This window comes from Blautia intestinalis (assembly GCF_014297355.1).
GTDB classification, from domain to species: Bacteria; Bacillota; Clostridia; order Lachnospirales; family Lachnospiraceae; genus Blautia_A; species Blautia_A intestinalis.
In genome coordinates this window covers 149,092-163,934 of record NZ_JACOQE010000004.1, presented here as the reverse complement: position 1 = coordinate 163,934, position 14,843 = coordinate 149,092, and the positions used below count along the sequence as shown (strand labels likewise).

At 44.6% G+C, this 14,843-nt stretch carries 15 protein-coding genes; all 15 read left to right on the top strand.

Annotated features, from left to right (window positions below):
- The first annotated feature begins 220 nt into the window (after positions 1-220).
- Positions 221-430 carry a FeoA family protein gene (locus H8Z79_RS08890; RefSeq protein ID WP_072523453.1) on the top strand — a complete coding sequence of 70 codons (210 nt, stop codon included), beginning with the start codon at positions 221-223 and terminating at the stop codon, positions 428-430.
- Positions 431-708: 278 nt separating this feature from the next.
- The gene (locus H8Z79_RS08885; RefSeq protein ID WP_015543280.1) at positions 709-927 is read left to right on the top strand and encodes a FeoA family protein; all 219 of its coding nucleotides are present in this window, start codon (positions 709-711) and stop codon (positions 925-927) included.
- Positions 928-1,021: 94 nt separating this feature from the next.
- Complete coding sequence (gene feoB / locus H8Z79_RS08880; protein ID WP_118039085.1) at positions 1,022-3,202, top strand: ferrous iron transport protein B; 2,181 nt, start codon at positions 1,022-1,024, stop codon at positions 3,200-3,202.
- 136 nt (positions 3,203-3,338) lie between these two features.
- Positions 3,339-3,545, top strand: a complete 207-nt coding sequence (locus tag H8Z79_RS08875) for a FeoB-associated Cys-rich membrane protein (protein WP_118039086.1) — start codon at positions 3,339-3,341, stop codon at positions 3,543-3,545.
- A 14-nt stretch (positions 3,546-3,559) separates the two neighbouring features.
- A complete protein-coding gene (locus tag H8Z79_RS08870; RefSeq protein WP_182001906.1) occupies positions 3,560-3,709 on the top strand; it encodes a hypothetical protein in 150 nt (49 codons plus the stop codon).
- On the top strand, positions 3,709-4,074 hold the full coding sequence (locus H8Z79_RS08865) for a heavy-metal-associated domain-containing protein (RefSeq protein ID WP_118039087.1): 366 nt from the start codon (positions 3,709-3,711) through the stop codon (positions 4,072-4,074). Before H8Z79_RS08870 ends, H8Z79_RS08865 begins: the two co-directional genes overlap by 1 nt.
- Positions 4,075-4,277: 203 nt before the next feature.
- Positions 4,278-4,709, top strand: a complete 432-nt coding sequence (locus H8Z79_RS08860) for a DMT family transporter (protein WP_118039088.1) — start codon at positions 4,278-4,280, stop codon at positions 4,707-4,709.
- 96 nt (positions 4,710-4,805) lie between these two features.
- Positions 4,806-5,510 carry a helix-hairpin-helix domain-containing protein gene (locus tag H8Z79_RS08855; RefSeq protein ID WP_118039089.1) on the top strand — a complete coding sequence of 235 codons (705 nt, stop codon included), beginning with the start codon at positions 4,806-4,808 and terminating at the stop codon, positions 5,508-5,510.
- 10 nt (positions 5,511-5,520) lie between these two features.
- Entirely contained in the window at positions 5,521-6,210 is a 690-nt protein-coding gene (locus tag H8Z79_RS08850) for a response regulator transcription factor (protein ID WP_015543287.1), read from the top strand.
- Positions 6,211-6,213: 3 nt separating this feature from the next.
- Positions 6,214-7,641: a sensor histidine kinase gene (locus tag H8Z79_RS08845; RefSeq protein ID WP_015543288.1), complete on the top strand. Its 1,428-nt coding sequence runs from the start codon at positions 6,214-6,216 to the stop codon at positions 7,639-7,641.
- Positions 7,642-7,651: 10 nt separating this feature from the next.
- A complete protein-coding gene (locus tag H8Z79_RS08840) occupies positions 7,652-8,599 on the top strand; it encodes a GerMN domain-containing protein (protein ID WP_118039090.1) in 948 nt (315 codons plus the stop codon).
- A 43-nt stretch (positions 8,600-8,642) separates the two neighbouring features.
- Positions 8,643-10,820 (top strand): DNA internalization-related competence protein ComEC/Rec2, encoded by a 2,178-nt coding sequence (locus H8Z79_RS08835; protein ID WP_118039091.1) that lies wholly within the window; start codon positions 8,643-8,645, stop codon positions 10,818-10,820.
- 66 nt (positions 10,821-10,886) lie between these two features.
- A complete protein-coding gene (gene holA, locus H8Z79_RS08830; protein ID WP_118039092.1) occupies positions 10,887-11,867 on the top strand; it encodes a DNA polymerase III subunit delta in 981 nt (326 codons plus the stop codon).
- Between the two features lie 839 nt (positions 11,868-12,706).
- Positions 12,707-13,996, top strand: coding sequence for an L-aspartate oxidase (locus tag H8Z79_RS08825; RefSeq protein ID WP_118039093.1), 1,290 nt, complete (start codon positions 12,707-12,709; stop codon positions 13,994-13,996).
- Positions 13,989-14,840: a carboxylating nicotinate-nucleotide diphosphorylase gene (nadC, locus tag H8Z79_RS08820; RefSeq protein ID WP_015543292.1), complete on the top strand. Its 852-nt coding sequence runs from the start codon at positions 13,989-13,991 to the stop codon at positions 14,838-14,840. Before H8Z79_RS08825 ends, nadC begins: the two co-directional genes overlap by 8 nt.
- Positions 14,841-14,843 lie beyond the last annotated feature (3 nt).

Genomic DNA, 14,843 nt, shown 5'->3' with positions numbered 1-14,843 from the left:
TGTGCAGAACAAATCTAAGTTAAATACAACGAATAATAGTTTTGTAAAACGAAAAAAAGTACTTGACAGCTTACAAACGTTAGCATATACTAACCAATGTAAGAAAAGTAAACAGAGTTTAACTGTGAACTTTTTTCAATAAAGAAAAAAATTCTCAACAAGGTCCTGACAGCAGAATCTGAGAATCTGAATTCAAACAGAAAGTGAGCTGATACATATGATGCCTTTAACTATGGCAGGAATCGGTGAGAAATGTAAAATCCAGAAAGTTGGCGGAAATGACGAGACAAGACGTTTTCTTGCAAACCTCGGGTTTGTAAATGATGCAGAAGTGAGTATAGTGTCTGCAATCGGCGGAAACGTGATTGTTAACATCAAAGATGCCCGTGTAGCAGTCAACTCCGATATGGCAAGACATATAATGATATGAATTAATACCAGGGTTCAAAAGCTCATGCATTGAGCGTGCTTGCACGCAGAAATGCATGGATTTGGAACCCGCCCAAACATGAGAAAGAAGCAAGTTCCATTAAGACACTATGAACAACGTGAATAGTGAATTAATGAACGCCGCGGATTTCGAATGTTTGCAGAATTGCGAAAGCTGCAAGGCAGCGGAGCAATTCGTCAGGTATTAATTATTATAAAAGTTATAAAAGCTATAAAAGCTTTAAGCAATATAACAAAGAGGAGAAAGGAGACAGAACAATGACTTTAGGTGATGCAAAAGTCGGAACTACCGTTGTTGTAACGAAAATTGAAGGAGACGGCGCATACAAACGTCGTATCATGGACATGGGAATTACAAAAGGAAGTGAGCTGTACATCAGAAAAGTTGCTCCGCTTGGAGATCCTGTAGAGATCACTGTAAGAGGTTATGAGTTATCCGTAAGAAAGAACGATGCTCAGTGCGTGCAGGTAAAATAAGTGCGCAGTAGTGTTCTGTAGGAACTATTATGAAAAATGCAACTGTGTAAGAAGCATGCAGTTACAATAAGAGGGATTAAGGAGGTAAGAAAAAATGGCAATTAAGATTGCACTTGCCGGCAACCCGAACTGTGGTAAAACAACAATGTTCAACGCATTAACGGGCGCTAACCAGTACGTAGGAAACTGGCCGGGAGTTACTGTAGAGAAAAAAGAAGGTAAATTAAAGGGAAAGAAAGGTAAAGGCGAAGACATCATCGTAACTGACCTTCCAGGTATTTATTCTCTTTCACCATACACACTGGAAGAGGTAGTCAGCCGTGACTATGTTCTCAAAGAAAATCCAGACGTAATCATTGATCTTGTCGACGCAACAAACATCGAGCGTAACCTGTATCTGACCACACAGCTGATCGAGACAGGCGTTCCGGTTGTTATCGCACTGAACATGGCAGATCTTCTTGAAAAAAGAGGAATCAAGATCGACACCAAGCGCCTTTCCATGCTGCTTGACTGCCCGATCATTGAGACATCTGCACTGAAAGGTGAAGGTCTTGACAAGCTGATCGACGAAGCAGTAAAAACTGCAAAGAAGAGCAGTGCAGATCTTCCGAAAGAAATCTTTACAAAAGAGATGGAAGAAGCAATCAGTGAAGTAAAGGAAGTTCTTCCGTCCTCCATCACAGAAGACAAGAAGAGATGGTATGCAGTAAAATTCCTCGAGAACGACGAAAAAGTAAAAGAAGCTATGAAGCTTTCTGCTTCCGGACAGTCTCTGGTAGACAGCAAACGTCAGGATCTTGAGAAAAAACATGACGATGACCTGGAGAGTATCGTAACAGACGAGAGATACAAATTCATCCAGAAGATCGTTAACACAACCGTTAAAAAAGCAAAAGACAAACTGACTGTATCTGATAAGATCGACCGCATCGTTACCAACCGTATCCTCGGCATCCCGATCTTCGTTGCAGTCATGTGGCTTGTATATTATGTATCTGTTACAACTGTTGGTACATTCGTAACAGACTGGACAAACGATGTATTCGTAGTAGCTATTCAGAACTTCTTTACAAATATCCTTACCGGCATCGGTGCAAGTGACATGGTAATGGGACTTGTAGTTGATGGTATCATCGGTGGTCTCGGTGCAGTACTTGGATTCGTTCCGCAGATGGCAATCCTGTTCCTGTTCCTGTCTATCCTTGAAGACTGTGGCTACATGGTACGTATCGCATTCGTTATGGACCGTGTATTCCGTCACTTCGGACTTTCCGGTAAGAGTTTCATTCCGCTTCTGATCTCCTCAGGATGTGGTATCCCTGGTATCATGGCTTCCAAGACCATCGAGCAGGACAATGACAGACGTCTTACTATTATGACAGCAACCTTTATTCCCTGTGGTGCAAAACTTCCGGTTATCGCTCTTATGGGTGGTGTAATTGCCGGTGAGACTGCAGGATATGCAGAGAGCTCATTTATCGCTCCGCTGATGTACTTTATCGGTATTGTAGCTGTACTTGTAGCTGCAATCATCCTTAAGAAAACAAAACCGTTTTCCGGTAAACCGGCTCCTTTCGTAATGGAGCTTCCGCAGTATCATATTCCACAGGTTAAAACAGTTCTCCTTCATGTATGGGAAAGACTGAAAGGATTTATTATCAAAGCAGGTACAATCCTCTTCCTTGCCTGCGTAGTAATGTGGTTCCTTGGTGGATTCGGATTTACAGATGGTGGATTCGGTATGGTAGAAGACAGCGCAGACAGCCTTATGGCAGCAATTGGTGGTGTGATCGCTCCGATCTTTGCTCCGCTTGGATTTGGCGAGTGGCAGCCGGTTGCAGCTTCTATCTCCGGTTTCACAGCAAAAGAAGCTATCGTATCTACCATGGGTGTTCTGGCTAATGTGGCAGGTGATACAGAAGATGCAGTAAACGTTGCAGCAGGTGTTGCAAGCTGGTTCCCGACAGGAATCGCAGCGTTCTCCTTCCTGATGTTCAACCTTCTTGATTCTCCTTGCCTTGCAGCTATCGCAACGATGGCAAAAGAAATGAATGACAGAAAATGGTTCTGGTTCGCAATTCTCTTCCAGAATATATTTGCTTACATTGTTTGCCTCTGCTTCTATCAGATCGGTTCCTTCGTAACCGGTGGAGCATTTGGAATCGGTACTGTAGTAGGATTTGCAGTGCTTATCGTAATGCTCTTCCTGCTGTTCAGACCAGATCCGTACAAAGATCAGAAAGTTTATTCCAAACGTTCTGTACAGGCATAAAAAATTATGAAATAATAAAGAGGCTGGATACAGAAATGTGTCCGGCCTCTGCTTTCAATTTATAGAAATTACTCTGTAATGAACAGAGCAGTAACTCGTGTGGTTAGCAGTATTTCATTAAGAGAGGATGAGTAAAATGCTGGCAAATATTATTATAATGATTCTGATTCTCGGATATTGTGCATTCGTGATCTATAAAAGTGTAAAGAATTCCAAAGAGGGCAAACATATGGGATGCGCCGGATGCAGTGGAAACTGTGGAAGCTGCGGTGGCGGATGCGGATGTGGAAGTGCTGCTTTTAAGGGAAGTGCACAGGAGGCATCACATAAAAAAAATATCTGAAACAGGAGGCAGACATGGGAAATTCAACTGGCTCCACGATGTATATGTTTGGAGCAGTCATTGTAATTTATATTGTGGGAGTGCTGATTTATCAGGGATATCTCTGGTTTAAGAAAAAAAGAGAACAGAAAAGAGACGAAGAGTTCAGAAGAGGTGATGAATAATGGCAAATATCATTATTATACTGATCGTGATCGTGCTGCTTGGATTTGCGCTGAAAGGCACATTCAAGCATATGAAGGGGGAAAGCCCGTGCTGCGGTGGCGGCGGTGGAAGCATTGTCCTTGACATTCCTGATAAAAAGCTGGATAATCCGGTGCTCGGAAAAAAGGTTCTCAAGATTTCCGGTATGCACTGTGAACATTGTGCAAAGGCAGTAACAGAGGCAATCAACAAAATCGACGGAGCATCCGCAAAAGTAAAGCTTTCCGAAAACGAGGCAGTCGTATCCTATGACCGTGAACTTGACGAGGAACAGCTTAAAAGAATCGTCAAAGATGCCGGATACAGAGTCGTAAGCATCAAATAATATACGGTAAATGAAATTAGATATTATTATTTTACAGATCCCGTGGCATGAAGCTGCGGGATTTTTTTGTTATGAAGGGTTGCATATGATATTTTGCTAAAAGGGATGCCTGTATAAAATACAGATTTTGTGCATATGCTGATAATAAAATCAACAGGTGGATACAGGAAAAAGAGACCACCTGATCTGTACGGAGGTATTTTATGTGGGGATTTCTGGTGGCACTGATTTCCGGCGCATTGATGAGTGTTCAGGGTGTTTTTAATACGGAAGTGACAAAACAGACCAGTCTCTGGGTATCGACCGGGTGGGTACAGCTTTCTGCGTTTGTGGTATGCGTGGCAGCGTGGCTTTTTACCGGACGGCAGAGCATTGGAGCACTCTGGCAAATTGAAAATAAATATACACTGCTGGGTGGTGTGATCGGAGCTTTTATTACGATCACGGTGATTCAGAGTATGGGTGCGCTGGGTCCGGCAAAAGCGGCAATGCTGATCGTGATCTCGCAGCTTATCGTAGCATACGTGATTGAACTTTTCGGAATGTTTGGTGTAGAGCGAGAACCTTTTGTATGGAGGAAAGTCCTTGGAATGCTGATTGCGATTGCCGGGATCGTGATTTTTAAATGGGAATAGGGGTTGTAAAACCCTGTAAAATTCGTTAAAATGAAATATGGTTAAGTATGAAAATCGGGGAAGTCTGCCGTAATGCTACGGAGGGAAGTGAACCGAATGATCATAACAAAAAAATATAAACTGATCATCTGTATTTTCTGGCTGCTTTGCAGCGTCGGATTAAGTGGCTGCCGGGATCACCGGAGTGAAATGCTGCTGACGGGTCAGGCTGAGACAGAAAATACAAAGACACCGGAAGAGACGGAAGCTGTAGATGCAGAAATAACAAAGGCAGCCAAAGAGGAAGAACAGGCGGAGCCGGTTGAGACTCCGACAGAGACTGCCGAGACTCTGGCAAAGATATTTGTGGATGTCTGTGGAGCGGTCGTAAATCCCGGTGTATATGAAATGGAAGGTGACAGCCGGATTTTTCAGGCGATCGAAGCAGCGGGAGGTTTTTTGCCGGAAGCGGCGACGAGACTTGTCAATCAGGCGCAGCCGGTCAGTGATGGTCAGCAGATTTATGTACCTACACAGGAAGAAGCAGAAGCAGGCGATTATTCGATGCAGGAAGAAAGTACATCCACTGCCATAAGTTCAGGAGGCAATACGGATGAGAGTGTTTCCGGTATGGTCAATATCAATACCGCGGATGCTGCGGCACTGAAGACACTGACAGGAATCGGAGAGGCCAAGGCACAGGCAATCCTTTCTTATCGAGAAGAACACGGAGCTTTTTCTACGGTGGAGGAAATCATGCAGGTACCCGGGATCAAAGAAAGTACATTTTCGGCGATCAAGGATAAAATAGCAGTAAAATAAGGAGAAAAGAATGAGCAGGAAAGTTTTAGTGGTGGATGACGAGAAACTGATCGTAAAAGGAATCCGTTTCAATCTGGAGCAGGATGGCATGGAGGTTGACTGTGCATACGACGGCGAGGAAGCAGTCGAGAAAGCAAAGGCAAATAAATATGACATCATTCTTCTGGATCTGATGCTTCCGAAGATGGACGGACTGGAGGTATGCCAGCAGATCAGGGAATTTTCTAATGTTCCGATCGTTATGCTGACTGCAAAAGGTGAAGATATGGACAAGATTCTGGGACTGGATTACGGTGCAGATGACTATATCACAAAACCATTCAATATTCTGGAAGTCAAGGCACGTATTAAGGCGATCATGCGTCGTGCACGTTCCGAACATGAAGAAAAAGAAAAAGCAAAGACGATCGAGTCCGGAGATCTGAAACTGGACTGCGAGAGCCGCCGTGTATTTATTGCAGGCAAGGAGATCAATCTTACCGCAAAAGAGTTTGACGTGCTGGAACTTCTGGTGTTCAACCCGAACAAAGTTTACAGCCGTGAGAACCTTCTGAATATCGTTTGGGGATATGAGTATCCGGGAGATGTCAGAACTGTGGATGTACATATCCGTCGCCTCCGCGAAAAGATCGAGACCAACCCGAGCGAGCCCAAATATGTACACACCAAATGGGGTGTAGGATATTATTTCCAGGCGTAAGATATGGTAACAAAAAAGAAAACCAAATTTTTTAAGAGCCTGCGTTTTCGCATTCTGGTCATTCTGGTCATTCTCGGAATCGTGCCGGGAATCATTGCGACACAGCTCATGATCGGCAATTATAAACAGCAGGCGATTGAGGTACGGACAGGCGAGATACGGACGCAGTGCGCAATACTCTGCAACCAGATCATTAAAGAAAATTATCTCAATGATCCGAGCCCAGAGTCGATCAACAGCAAACTCGAGGTTCTGGCCAACGCTTACGGTGGCAGGATCATGCTGGTGGACCGTGATTTTAAGGTGGTGAAAGATACCTATAATGTAGATGAAGGTAAGATACTGATCTCGCCGAAAGTGGTCAAATGTTTTAAGAGCGGAGAGGCGACTGATTATCGTGAATATGGTCAGACACTGGAACTTGCTGTTCCGGTCAGAAGTGCAGATGTGCCGCAGATGCAGGGGGCGATGCTGGTAAATGTTTCTACAAGTGCGGTGATCGCGACAGTAAGTGAGCTGGAGCAGAGGGGCATGCTGATCGTTGGAATCATCATTGTGCTGTCTGTATTTCTGGCATATATTCTGGCGGCTGTACTTGTCAAACCGCTGGCGAGGGTTACAAAGTCCATCGAAGACCTTACGGATGGGTATCAGAAGGATGAAATTTCCGTACCGGATTATACGGAGACAGAACTGATCACAGATGCATTTAATAAAATGCTGACGAGAATGAAAGTACTGGATGAATCGCGATCCGAGTTTGTGTCCAATGTGTCACATGAATTAAAGACACCGATGACTTCTATGAAAGTGCTGGCTGATTCGCTGGTTGGTCAGGAAGGCGTGCCGGAGGAACTTTATCAGGAATTTATGCGTGACATTACAGCTGAGATCGACAGAGAAAACCGTATTATCACGGATCTTCTGACACTGGTTAAAATGGACAAGAAATCAGCTGACCTTCAGATCAGCCATATGAATATCAATCAGCTCCTTGAGGACATTCTCAAGCGTCTTCGTCCGATTGCAGACAAGCGTAATATAGACCTGATCCTTGACAGTTTCCGGCCGGTAGAAGCGGACGTAGATGAGCTGAAATTTACTTCTGCGATCAGCAATCTGGTTGAAAATGCAATCAAATATAATGTGGATGACGGATGGGTACGCGTCTCAATTGATGCGGATCACAAGGATTTTTATGTCACAGTAGCAGATTCCGGAATGGGTATACCGGAGGATTCACTGGATCGTATTTTTGAGCGTTTTTATCGTGTAGATAAATCGCATTCAAGGGAGATCGGTGGAACGGGCTTAGGACTTGCGATAACAAGAAGTACGATCACAATGCATCATGGTGTGATCAAAGTATTCAGCAAAGAAGGGGAAGGAACGACATTTTCCGTTCGTGTGCCCCTGTCATATATTCCGTAGGAGGTGCCGGATGAAGAAATCAGTTAGCATACTTCTTCTGGCAGCACTGATATGCAGTCTTTTTGCAGGATGCAGCATTGAGACGAAAACGCAGTCAGGCACGGAAGAAAGTAAATACAGTTTTTATTATCTGAATGCGTCAGAAACGGTACTGAAAGAAGAACCGTATGAGCCAAAGGAAGAAACAACCGAATTTATGGTTAAAGATCTGATGCAGAAACTTGGCAAGAAAGAAGTTCTGGACGGAGGAGTCAGCCTGCTTCCGGAAGAGGTGTCGATCAATTCATATGATGTACAGGACGATCTTCTGGTCATTGATTTCAGCAAAGAGTACAGTGATATGAGTAAAGTACGTGAGATCATGACACGTGCAGGAATCGTGCAGACGCTTTTGCAGGCGCCAGACATCGCAAAGATTCGATTTACCGTAGTCGGACAGGCACTCAAAGACTCACGAAACGAAGAAATTGGTGAAATGACCGGCAAAACATTTGCAGAGTATTCCGGAAAAGACACTGAAAGCTATCGGTATGATACGTTTACGCTGTATTTTGCAGACAAAAGCGGCAAAAAGCTTGTGAAGGAAGTACGAAATGTCTATTACAGACGTTCTCTTCCGAAAGAGCGCATTGTACTTGAACAGCTTGCGAAAGGACCGATGGAAGAGGGACATTATCCGACGATATCGGAACATTCTTCTGTATTGAGTGTGATAACGGCGGATAAGATCTGTTATGTCAATATGAACAGTGCTTTCCGTGAAGGAACAGCGGATGTGTCCGAGGACATTTCGGTTTATTCTGTTGTAAATTCTATTCTGGATTCCTGTGATGCAGAAAAAGTCCAGATTTCCGTTGAGGGCAGTATGGACGGTGATTTCCAGGAAAGTCTGCCGTTATACAAATTTTATGAAAAAAATGAAGATCTTATTGCGCAGGACGACAAAAAGAAGTCCTGAGAAAATTCTATAAACATGCAGAGCCATACAGAAAGGAAAGACAATGAAAAGACGCCCGGTGTGTCTGGTCTGTCTGTTTCTGATGCTTTGTCTCTATGTGACGGATCTGGTGGGGATTTCTATGATAAACGGAAATCCGCTGCCGGTGTCTGTACAGAAGTATATTTCGGAACATCCGAAACTTACTGTAAGCGGCGAGGTGCAGGAATGTCAGGCTGAAGAGTATTCTCTTTCTGTCTATCTGAAACAAGTCTGTCTGACTGTCGGGTCAGAACAAATTCCCATTGAAAATATAAAAGTTTATCTGAATAAAGAAGAGCAGATCCGAATCGGGATGTTTTTGCGGGTCTGTGGAAAATTAGAAGAGATTCCGGGATCTCGAAATCCCGGAGAATTTGATTCAAAACAGTATTATGCATGCCGGAAAATCTATTACCAGATGAAAGACGGGGAAGTCTGTGACAAAAGTACCGGTTATTCATACTTTGGACAGTTTTTGCAGGAAATCCGCCAGAAAGCGGAAACTATACTGGACGAAGCGGCCGGGGCATATGCAGGGATTTTTCAGGCAATGATCCTTGGAGAGAGAGGAAATCTTGATGCAGAAACAAAAATGCAGTACCAGATGGCCGGAATCATGCATATACTTGCGATTTCGGGACTGCATATCAGCTTTGTCGGTATGGGCTTCTTTCGATTGTTGAAAAAGGCAGGAGCCGGAAACGGTGTGGCCGGTGCGGTCTCGGCATTTCTGATCTATGCTTATGGGATCGTGACAGGGGGAAGCGTGTCTGCAATGCGTGCGGTCGGAATGTTTCTGGTGCTGGTCGGCGCCGGAATAGCGGGGAGAAGTTATGATCTCCTAAGTGCAATGGCGCTTTCAGCAATCGTGCTTTTGCTGGACGCGCCGGCATACCTGTACAATGTGAGTTTTTTGCTGTCGTTTGGGGCGGTGATTGGAATCGGTGCCCTGACACCGGAAATCTGTTCCCTGCTTAATCTGAAAAAAAGGACAGCAAAAAGTCTTGCCGGTTCGGTAATTGTGTGGTTGATAACACTTCCGATTGCATTACACGCGTATGGAGAAGTGTCGCTTGCCGGTGTGATTCTGAATCTGCTTGTGCTGCCGACATCGGGGATTGTGCTGGCAAGTGGGATTTTTGCATTGCCGGTGGGAATATTTGTGATTGAAATTGCGAAGAGGGTAGTATTTCCGGGAAAATGTGTGCTGTTTTTATACGAAAAACTATGTGAAGTGGTGGGCTGGATACCGCACAGCACCTGGATCGCGGGAAGTCCCCAGCTGTGGCAGTGTGCGGTGTATTATGTGATGCTGGGTGTGGCTTTTACGGGAGTGAAATGGGGGAAGAAGGCAGCGTCCGTTGCTTTAGTGATATTTGCAGTCGTTTTTCTTGGATATCATTCCCGTAATGGATTAGCGATCACCTGTCTGGACATCGGGCAGGGGGACTGTTGTGTACTTAAAATGCCCGGGGGAGAGAATTTCCTGATCGATGGTGGCAGCAGTAATAAGAAAAATACTGCAGTCTATCAGATTCTTCCGTATCTGAAAAATCAGGGAATTGCGATACTTGACGGGATTTTTGTTTCACATACAGATCAGGATCATATCAGTGGGATCGAGGAACTTCTGGAACTATGCGCACAGAAGCTTACGACAGTGCGTGTCAAAAATCTGATTTTGCCGGACTGGGATACGACAGGTGGGGAGTACGAGAAGCTGAAAATGCTGGCAGAGCAGACTGGAATTCGGGTACAGACTGTCCGGGAGGGGAATCTGCTTAAAACAAAGGAAGCTCAAATAGAGATTCTGGCACCGGAAAACGGGGCGGATGGCAGTGATACGAATGAAGACGGCATGGTCATGAAAGTTCATTTTGGAAAGTTTCGGGGACTTTTTACCGGGGATATCGGGGCAGAGACTGAGAAAAAGCTGCTGGATTCAATGGAAGATGTGGACTTTCTGAAGGTGGCACATCATGGATCAAAATATTCGACCTGTCAGGGATTTCTGGATGTTGTAAGTCCTGAGATTGCGGTGATTTCCTGTTCGGCAAAGAATACATACGGTCATCCGTCGGCAGATACAATAAAAAAGCTGGAAGATTGCGGTGCGCAGGTGGAATATACGATGAAAAACGGAGCGATTACTGTGCGGACAGACGGGGAAGGAATCTGGCTGGACAGATTTATAGATTGAGAAAAAAGAAAAAATCGTCTATACTAGAGAAACAGATAGGGTGATTTTCAGGAGGATTTGTCAGCATTGAAGAATTTACAGGAAGATATTAAGACAGGCAATTTTAAAAATGCGTACCTTTTATTTGGCGAAGAAACATATCTTAAAATCCAGTATAAAGAAAAACTGATACATGCGTTGAATCCCGATGATGATACCATGAATTTCAGTAAATATGAAGGCAAAGGAATCGAAGTAAGAGAAATGATCGATCTCTGCGAGACGATGCCCTTTTTTGCAGACCGCAGAGTAGTTTTGGTAGAAAATTCGGGATTTTTCAAAAATAAATGTGACGAGCTGGCGGATTATATGAAGGAGCTTCCTGACTACCTGCGTATTATTTTTGTGGAGGAAGAAGTCGACAAACGAAACAGGATGTACAAAGCAGTCAAAAGCTGTGGCAGAATTGTGGAATTTGCAAAGCAGGATGAGAAAACTCTGATGCGCTGGGCGGCAGGAATCCTTGCGAAGGAAGGCAGAAGAATCCGTCCGGGAGATATGGAACTGTTCCTGACAAAGACCGGCACGGACATGGGAAATATCCGTATGGAGCTGGAAAAGCTGATTACGTACACGATGGGAAAAGATGTCGTCACAGCAGAGGATATCGAGGAAATCTGTACCACACGGACTGAAAACAAAATTTTTGATATGGTACGTGCCGTTACAGAAAAGAATCAGCGTAAAGCGCTGGATCTGTACAATGATCTTTTGACACTTCGTGAGCCGCCAATGAGGATTCTGTTTCTGCTTTCGAAGCAGTTCCGGCAAATGTGTTTTGCGAAGAAGATGTCGGTGGAGGGCGCTTCCCAGAATGAGATAGCCACAAGACTGGGCGTGCCGTCGTTTGCGGTGAGAAATCTGCTGGTATGTGCGAGGGCGTACAAGATTGAGGAGCTTGAAAAAGCGGAGGCGGATTTTGTAGATGCAGAGGAGGCCGTGAAGACCGGAAGACTGCAGGATGTATTGAGTGTGGAATTGTTGATAGTAAAATATAGCATGAAATAAATAAAACAAACAGGTGAGAAAAGTCTGGTGGAAGGAACAAAACCTCTGACAGCTATCCCATCTGCGAGCAGTTTCGATATCTGGTTGTACTAGGTCATGATCTGTCTGCTAAACCCATTCAGGAATGCCAGCAAACTCGCTGACGCTCAGACAGAGCTGGCATTTCTGAATAACGCAGACATTTCAGAACCAAGTACAACTACAGATATCTGCAAAGGCTCGTGGAATGGGATAGTTGTCGAGGTTTTTGTGCTTTCAGGACAGAAATAGTCTCACCTGTTTCGCTTTATTTATCTCGAGGGGGCGGTGGATGGCCGGTTGACCGGAACCGGACCGGGCGGCGGGAAAGCCGCAAACAGCAGGAGTTGCGTCAGCGCCGCCCTACGAGGGAAGGATTGTGTCATATATTGGAAAGGTGTAGCGAAAGTTCAAAAGAATAGGATGTGCAGAATTGGAAAAGTGTAGAACAGGGTTAATGGATCCGAATGGGCAACCTCTGCAGAGACTGTAGAAACCCTTAGAATTTCTGAGACTGCATTATGAGAAAAAATCGCACTGCTTGAGCCGAAGGCGAGTTTGTGATTTTTTCGAATGAGTTTAGCAGTCGAAGAAGTTCATAGTGTTTCTCAGTCTCGAAGCCGTTTTCCCATTCGGATCCATTTAGCCCTGTTACCAAATTTTTCCTGGTTGCAGTTGTCTTATATAAATTTCTTTCACCTTTACAATAATATACACAGGTGTCTTGACACCTAACATGTCGGGTAGTATAATCACAAAACAGAAAACACAAATCCAAACTCATAAGAAAATCCGGCATCACCGGTACGAGGACACAAAAAATGAAAGAAAATTACGACGTCATTATCGTAGGAACAGGAGCAGCGGGCCTTTACTGTGCCCTGAACCTCCCGGAGCGCACAAGCATCCTGATGATCACCAAACAGGAAGCGGATCAGTCTGATTCCTTCCTTGCACAGGGCGGTATCTGCATGCTGCGCGGAGAAGACGATTATAATGATTACTTTGAAGATACCATGCGTGCAGGACATTACGAAAATGACAAAAAAGCGGTTGATCTTATGATCCGCAGCTCCAACAGCATCATCCGTGATCTTCTTCAGCGCAATGTTACATTTGCGAGAACTCCGGACGGAGAACTTGATTTTACAAGAGAAGGTGCACATTCCCAGCCGAGAATTCTTTTTTATAAAGATATCACAGGCAAACAGATTACACAGACTTTACTTGAACAGGCACGCACCAGAGATAATATCGAAATCTGCGAATACATGACGATGGTCGATCTGATTTCTGACGACAATATCTGCGGCGGTATAGTTATCATGGATGAGCAGAATGAGGTTTACCCGGTACATGCGTCCAACGTTGTACTGGCATGCGGCGGACTTGGAGGCCTTTATAAGAATTCCACGAACTTCCCGCATATTGCCGGTGATGGTCTCGGAATTGCGATGAAACATCAGGTCGTTCTTGAACATCTTGATTACATACAGATTCATCCGACAACACTTTATTCTCGTAAGCCGGGCAGAAGATTCCTGATTTCCGAATCTGTCCGTGGTGAAGGGGCACTTCTCTATGACAAGAACGGACAGCGTTTTACAGATGAGCTGCAGCCACGTGATCTTCTGAGTCAGAAGATTTTCGGGCAGATGAAAAAAGACGAGACAGAATTTGTCTGGGAAGATATGCGTCCGCTGGGCGAAGATACGATTATGAAACATTTCCCGAATATTTTCCACAGATGTCTTGAAGAAGGTTTTGATCCACGCAAAGAGCCGATTCCGGTCGTTCCGGCGCAGCACTATTTCATGGGCGGAATCAAAGTTGACCTGGGAAGCCGTACTTCTATGAAGGGGCTGTATGCCTGCGGTGAGACGAGCTGTAATGGTGTTCACGGCAAAAACAGACTGGCAAGTAATTCCCTGCTGGAATCTCTGGTCTTTGCAAGAAGAGCGGCAGATGATATAATTTTCGGAAAGAAGCATGAGCCGTGCAGACTCGGTTCTGTAGATATGAAACCATATGAAGACAAAGAAGCAGTACTGGATGGTTATCACAAAATGGTATTAAAGGAAATCGAAAGGATGAAAATGAGCCATGAATGAAATTACAATGAAAATGCAGGCGGATCAGTTAATCCGTATGGCGTTGCAGGAAGATATCACGAGCGAGGATGTTTCTACAAATGCAGTAATGCCGACTGCCACAAAGGGAACCGTTGACCTGATCGCAAAAGAAGATGGAGTGGTTGCCGGACTGGAAATCTACGCGAGAGTATTTACGATCCTTGATGAAAAGACAGAAATTGATCTTCATTGCAAGGACGGAGATGAAGTAAAAAAAGGTGAGCTGATGGCCACTGTAACCGGAGATATCCGCGTACTTCTTTCCGGAGAGCGTGTTGCCCTGAACTATCTGCAGAGAATGAGTGGCATTGCAACTTACACCAGACAGGTGGCAAAGCTTCTTGAAGGAAGTAATGTGACACTTCTTGATACAAGAAAAACAACACCAAACTGCCGTGTGTTTGAAAAATATGCAGTAAGAGTCGGGGGCGGACATAACCACAGATACAACCTGTCTGATGGTGTCCTGCTGAAAGACAACCATATCGGAGCTGCGGGCAGTGTTGCAAAAGCAGTCAAGATGGCAAAAGCATATGCTCCATTTGTACGCAAGATTGAGATTGAAGTAGAGACACTTGATCAGGTAAAGGAAGCAGTTGAAGCAGGTGCAGACATTATCATGCTGGATAATATGACACCGGAAGTTATGAAACAGGCAGTTGAACTGATTGACGGAAGAGCGCAGACAGAGTGCTCCGGCAACATCACAAAAGAAAATATCCAGAAGATCCGTGAGATCGGCGTTGATTTTGTTTCCAGCGGTGCGTTGACGCATTCTGCTCCGATTCTTGACATTTCCATGAAAAACCTTCATGCAGTATAAGGA

Coding starts and splice junctions, on each gene's coding strand:
- H8Z79_RS08855 (WP_118039089.1), top strand. CDS start 4,806: ATGATCATAACAAAAAAATATAAACTGATCATCTGTATTTTCTGGCTG.
- H8Z79_RS08860 (WP_118039088.1), top strand. CDS start 4,278: ATGTGGGGATTTCTGGTGGCACTGATTTCCGGCGCATTGATGAGTGTT.
- H8Z79_RS08885 (WP_015543280.1), top strand. CDS start 709: ATGACTTTAGGTGATGCAAAAGTCGGAACTACCGTTGTTGTAACGAAA.
- H8Z79_RS08825 (WP_118039093.1), top strand. CDS start 12,707: ATGAAAGAAAATTACGACGTCATTATCGTAGGAACAGGAGCAGCGGGC.
- feoB (WP_118039085.1), top strand. CDS start 1,022: ATGGCAATTAAGATTGCACTTGCCGGCAACCCGAACTGTGGTAAAACA.
- H8Z79_RS08875 (WP_118039086.1), top strand. CDS start 3,339: ATGCTGGCAAATATTATTATAATGATTCTGATTCTCGGATATTGTGCA.
- H8Z79_RS08840 (WP_118039090.1), top strand. CDS start 7,652: ATGAAGAAATCAGTTAGCATACTTCTTCTGGCAGCACTGATATGCAGT.
- H8Z79_RS08835 (WP_118039091.1), top strand. CDS start 8,643: ATGAAAAGACGCCCGGTGTGTCTGGTCTGTCTGTTTCTGATGCTTTGT.
- H8Z79_RS08890 (WP_072523453.1), top strand. CDS start 221: ATGCCTTTAACTATGGCAGGAATCGGTGAGAAATGTAAAATCCAGAAA.
- H8Z79_RS08850 (WP_015543287.1), top strand. CDS start 5,521: ATGAGCAGGAAAGTTTTAGTGGTGGATGACGAGAAACTGATCGTAAAA.
- H8Z79_RS08845 (WP_015543288.1), top strand. CDS start 6,214: ATGGTAACAAAAAAGAAAACCAAATTTTTTAAGAGCCTGCGTTTTCGC.
- nadC (WP_015543292.1), top strand. CDS start 13,989: ATGAATGAAATTACAATGAAAATGCAGGCGGATCAGTTAATCCGTATG.
- H8Z79_RS08865 (WP_118039087.1), top strand. CDS start 3,709: ATGGCAAATATCATTATTATACTGATCGTGATCGTGCTGCTTGGATTT.
- H8Z79_RS08870 (WP_182001906.1), top strand. CDS start 3,560: ATGGGAAATTCAACTGGCTCCACGATGTATATGTTTGGAGCAGTCATT.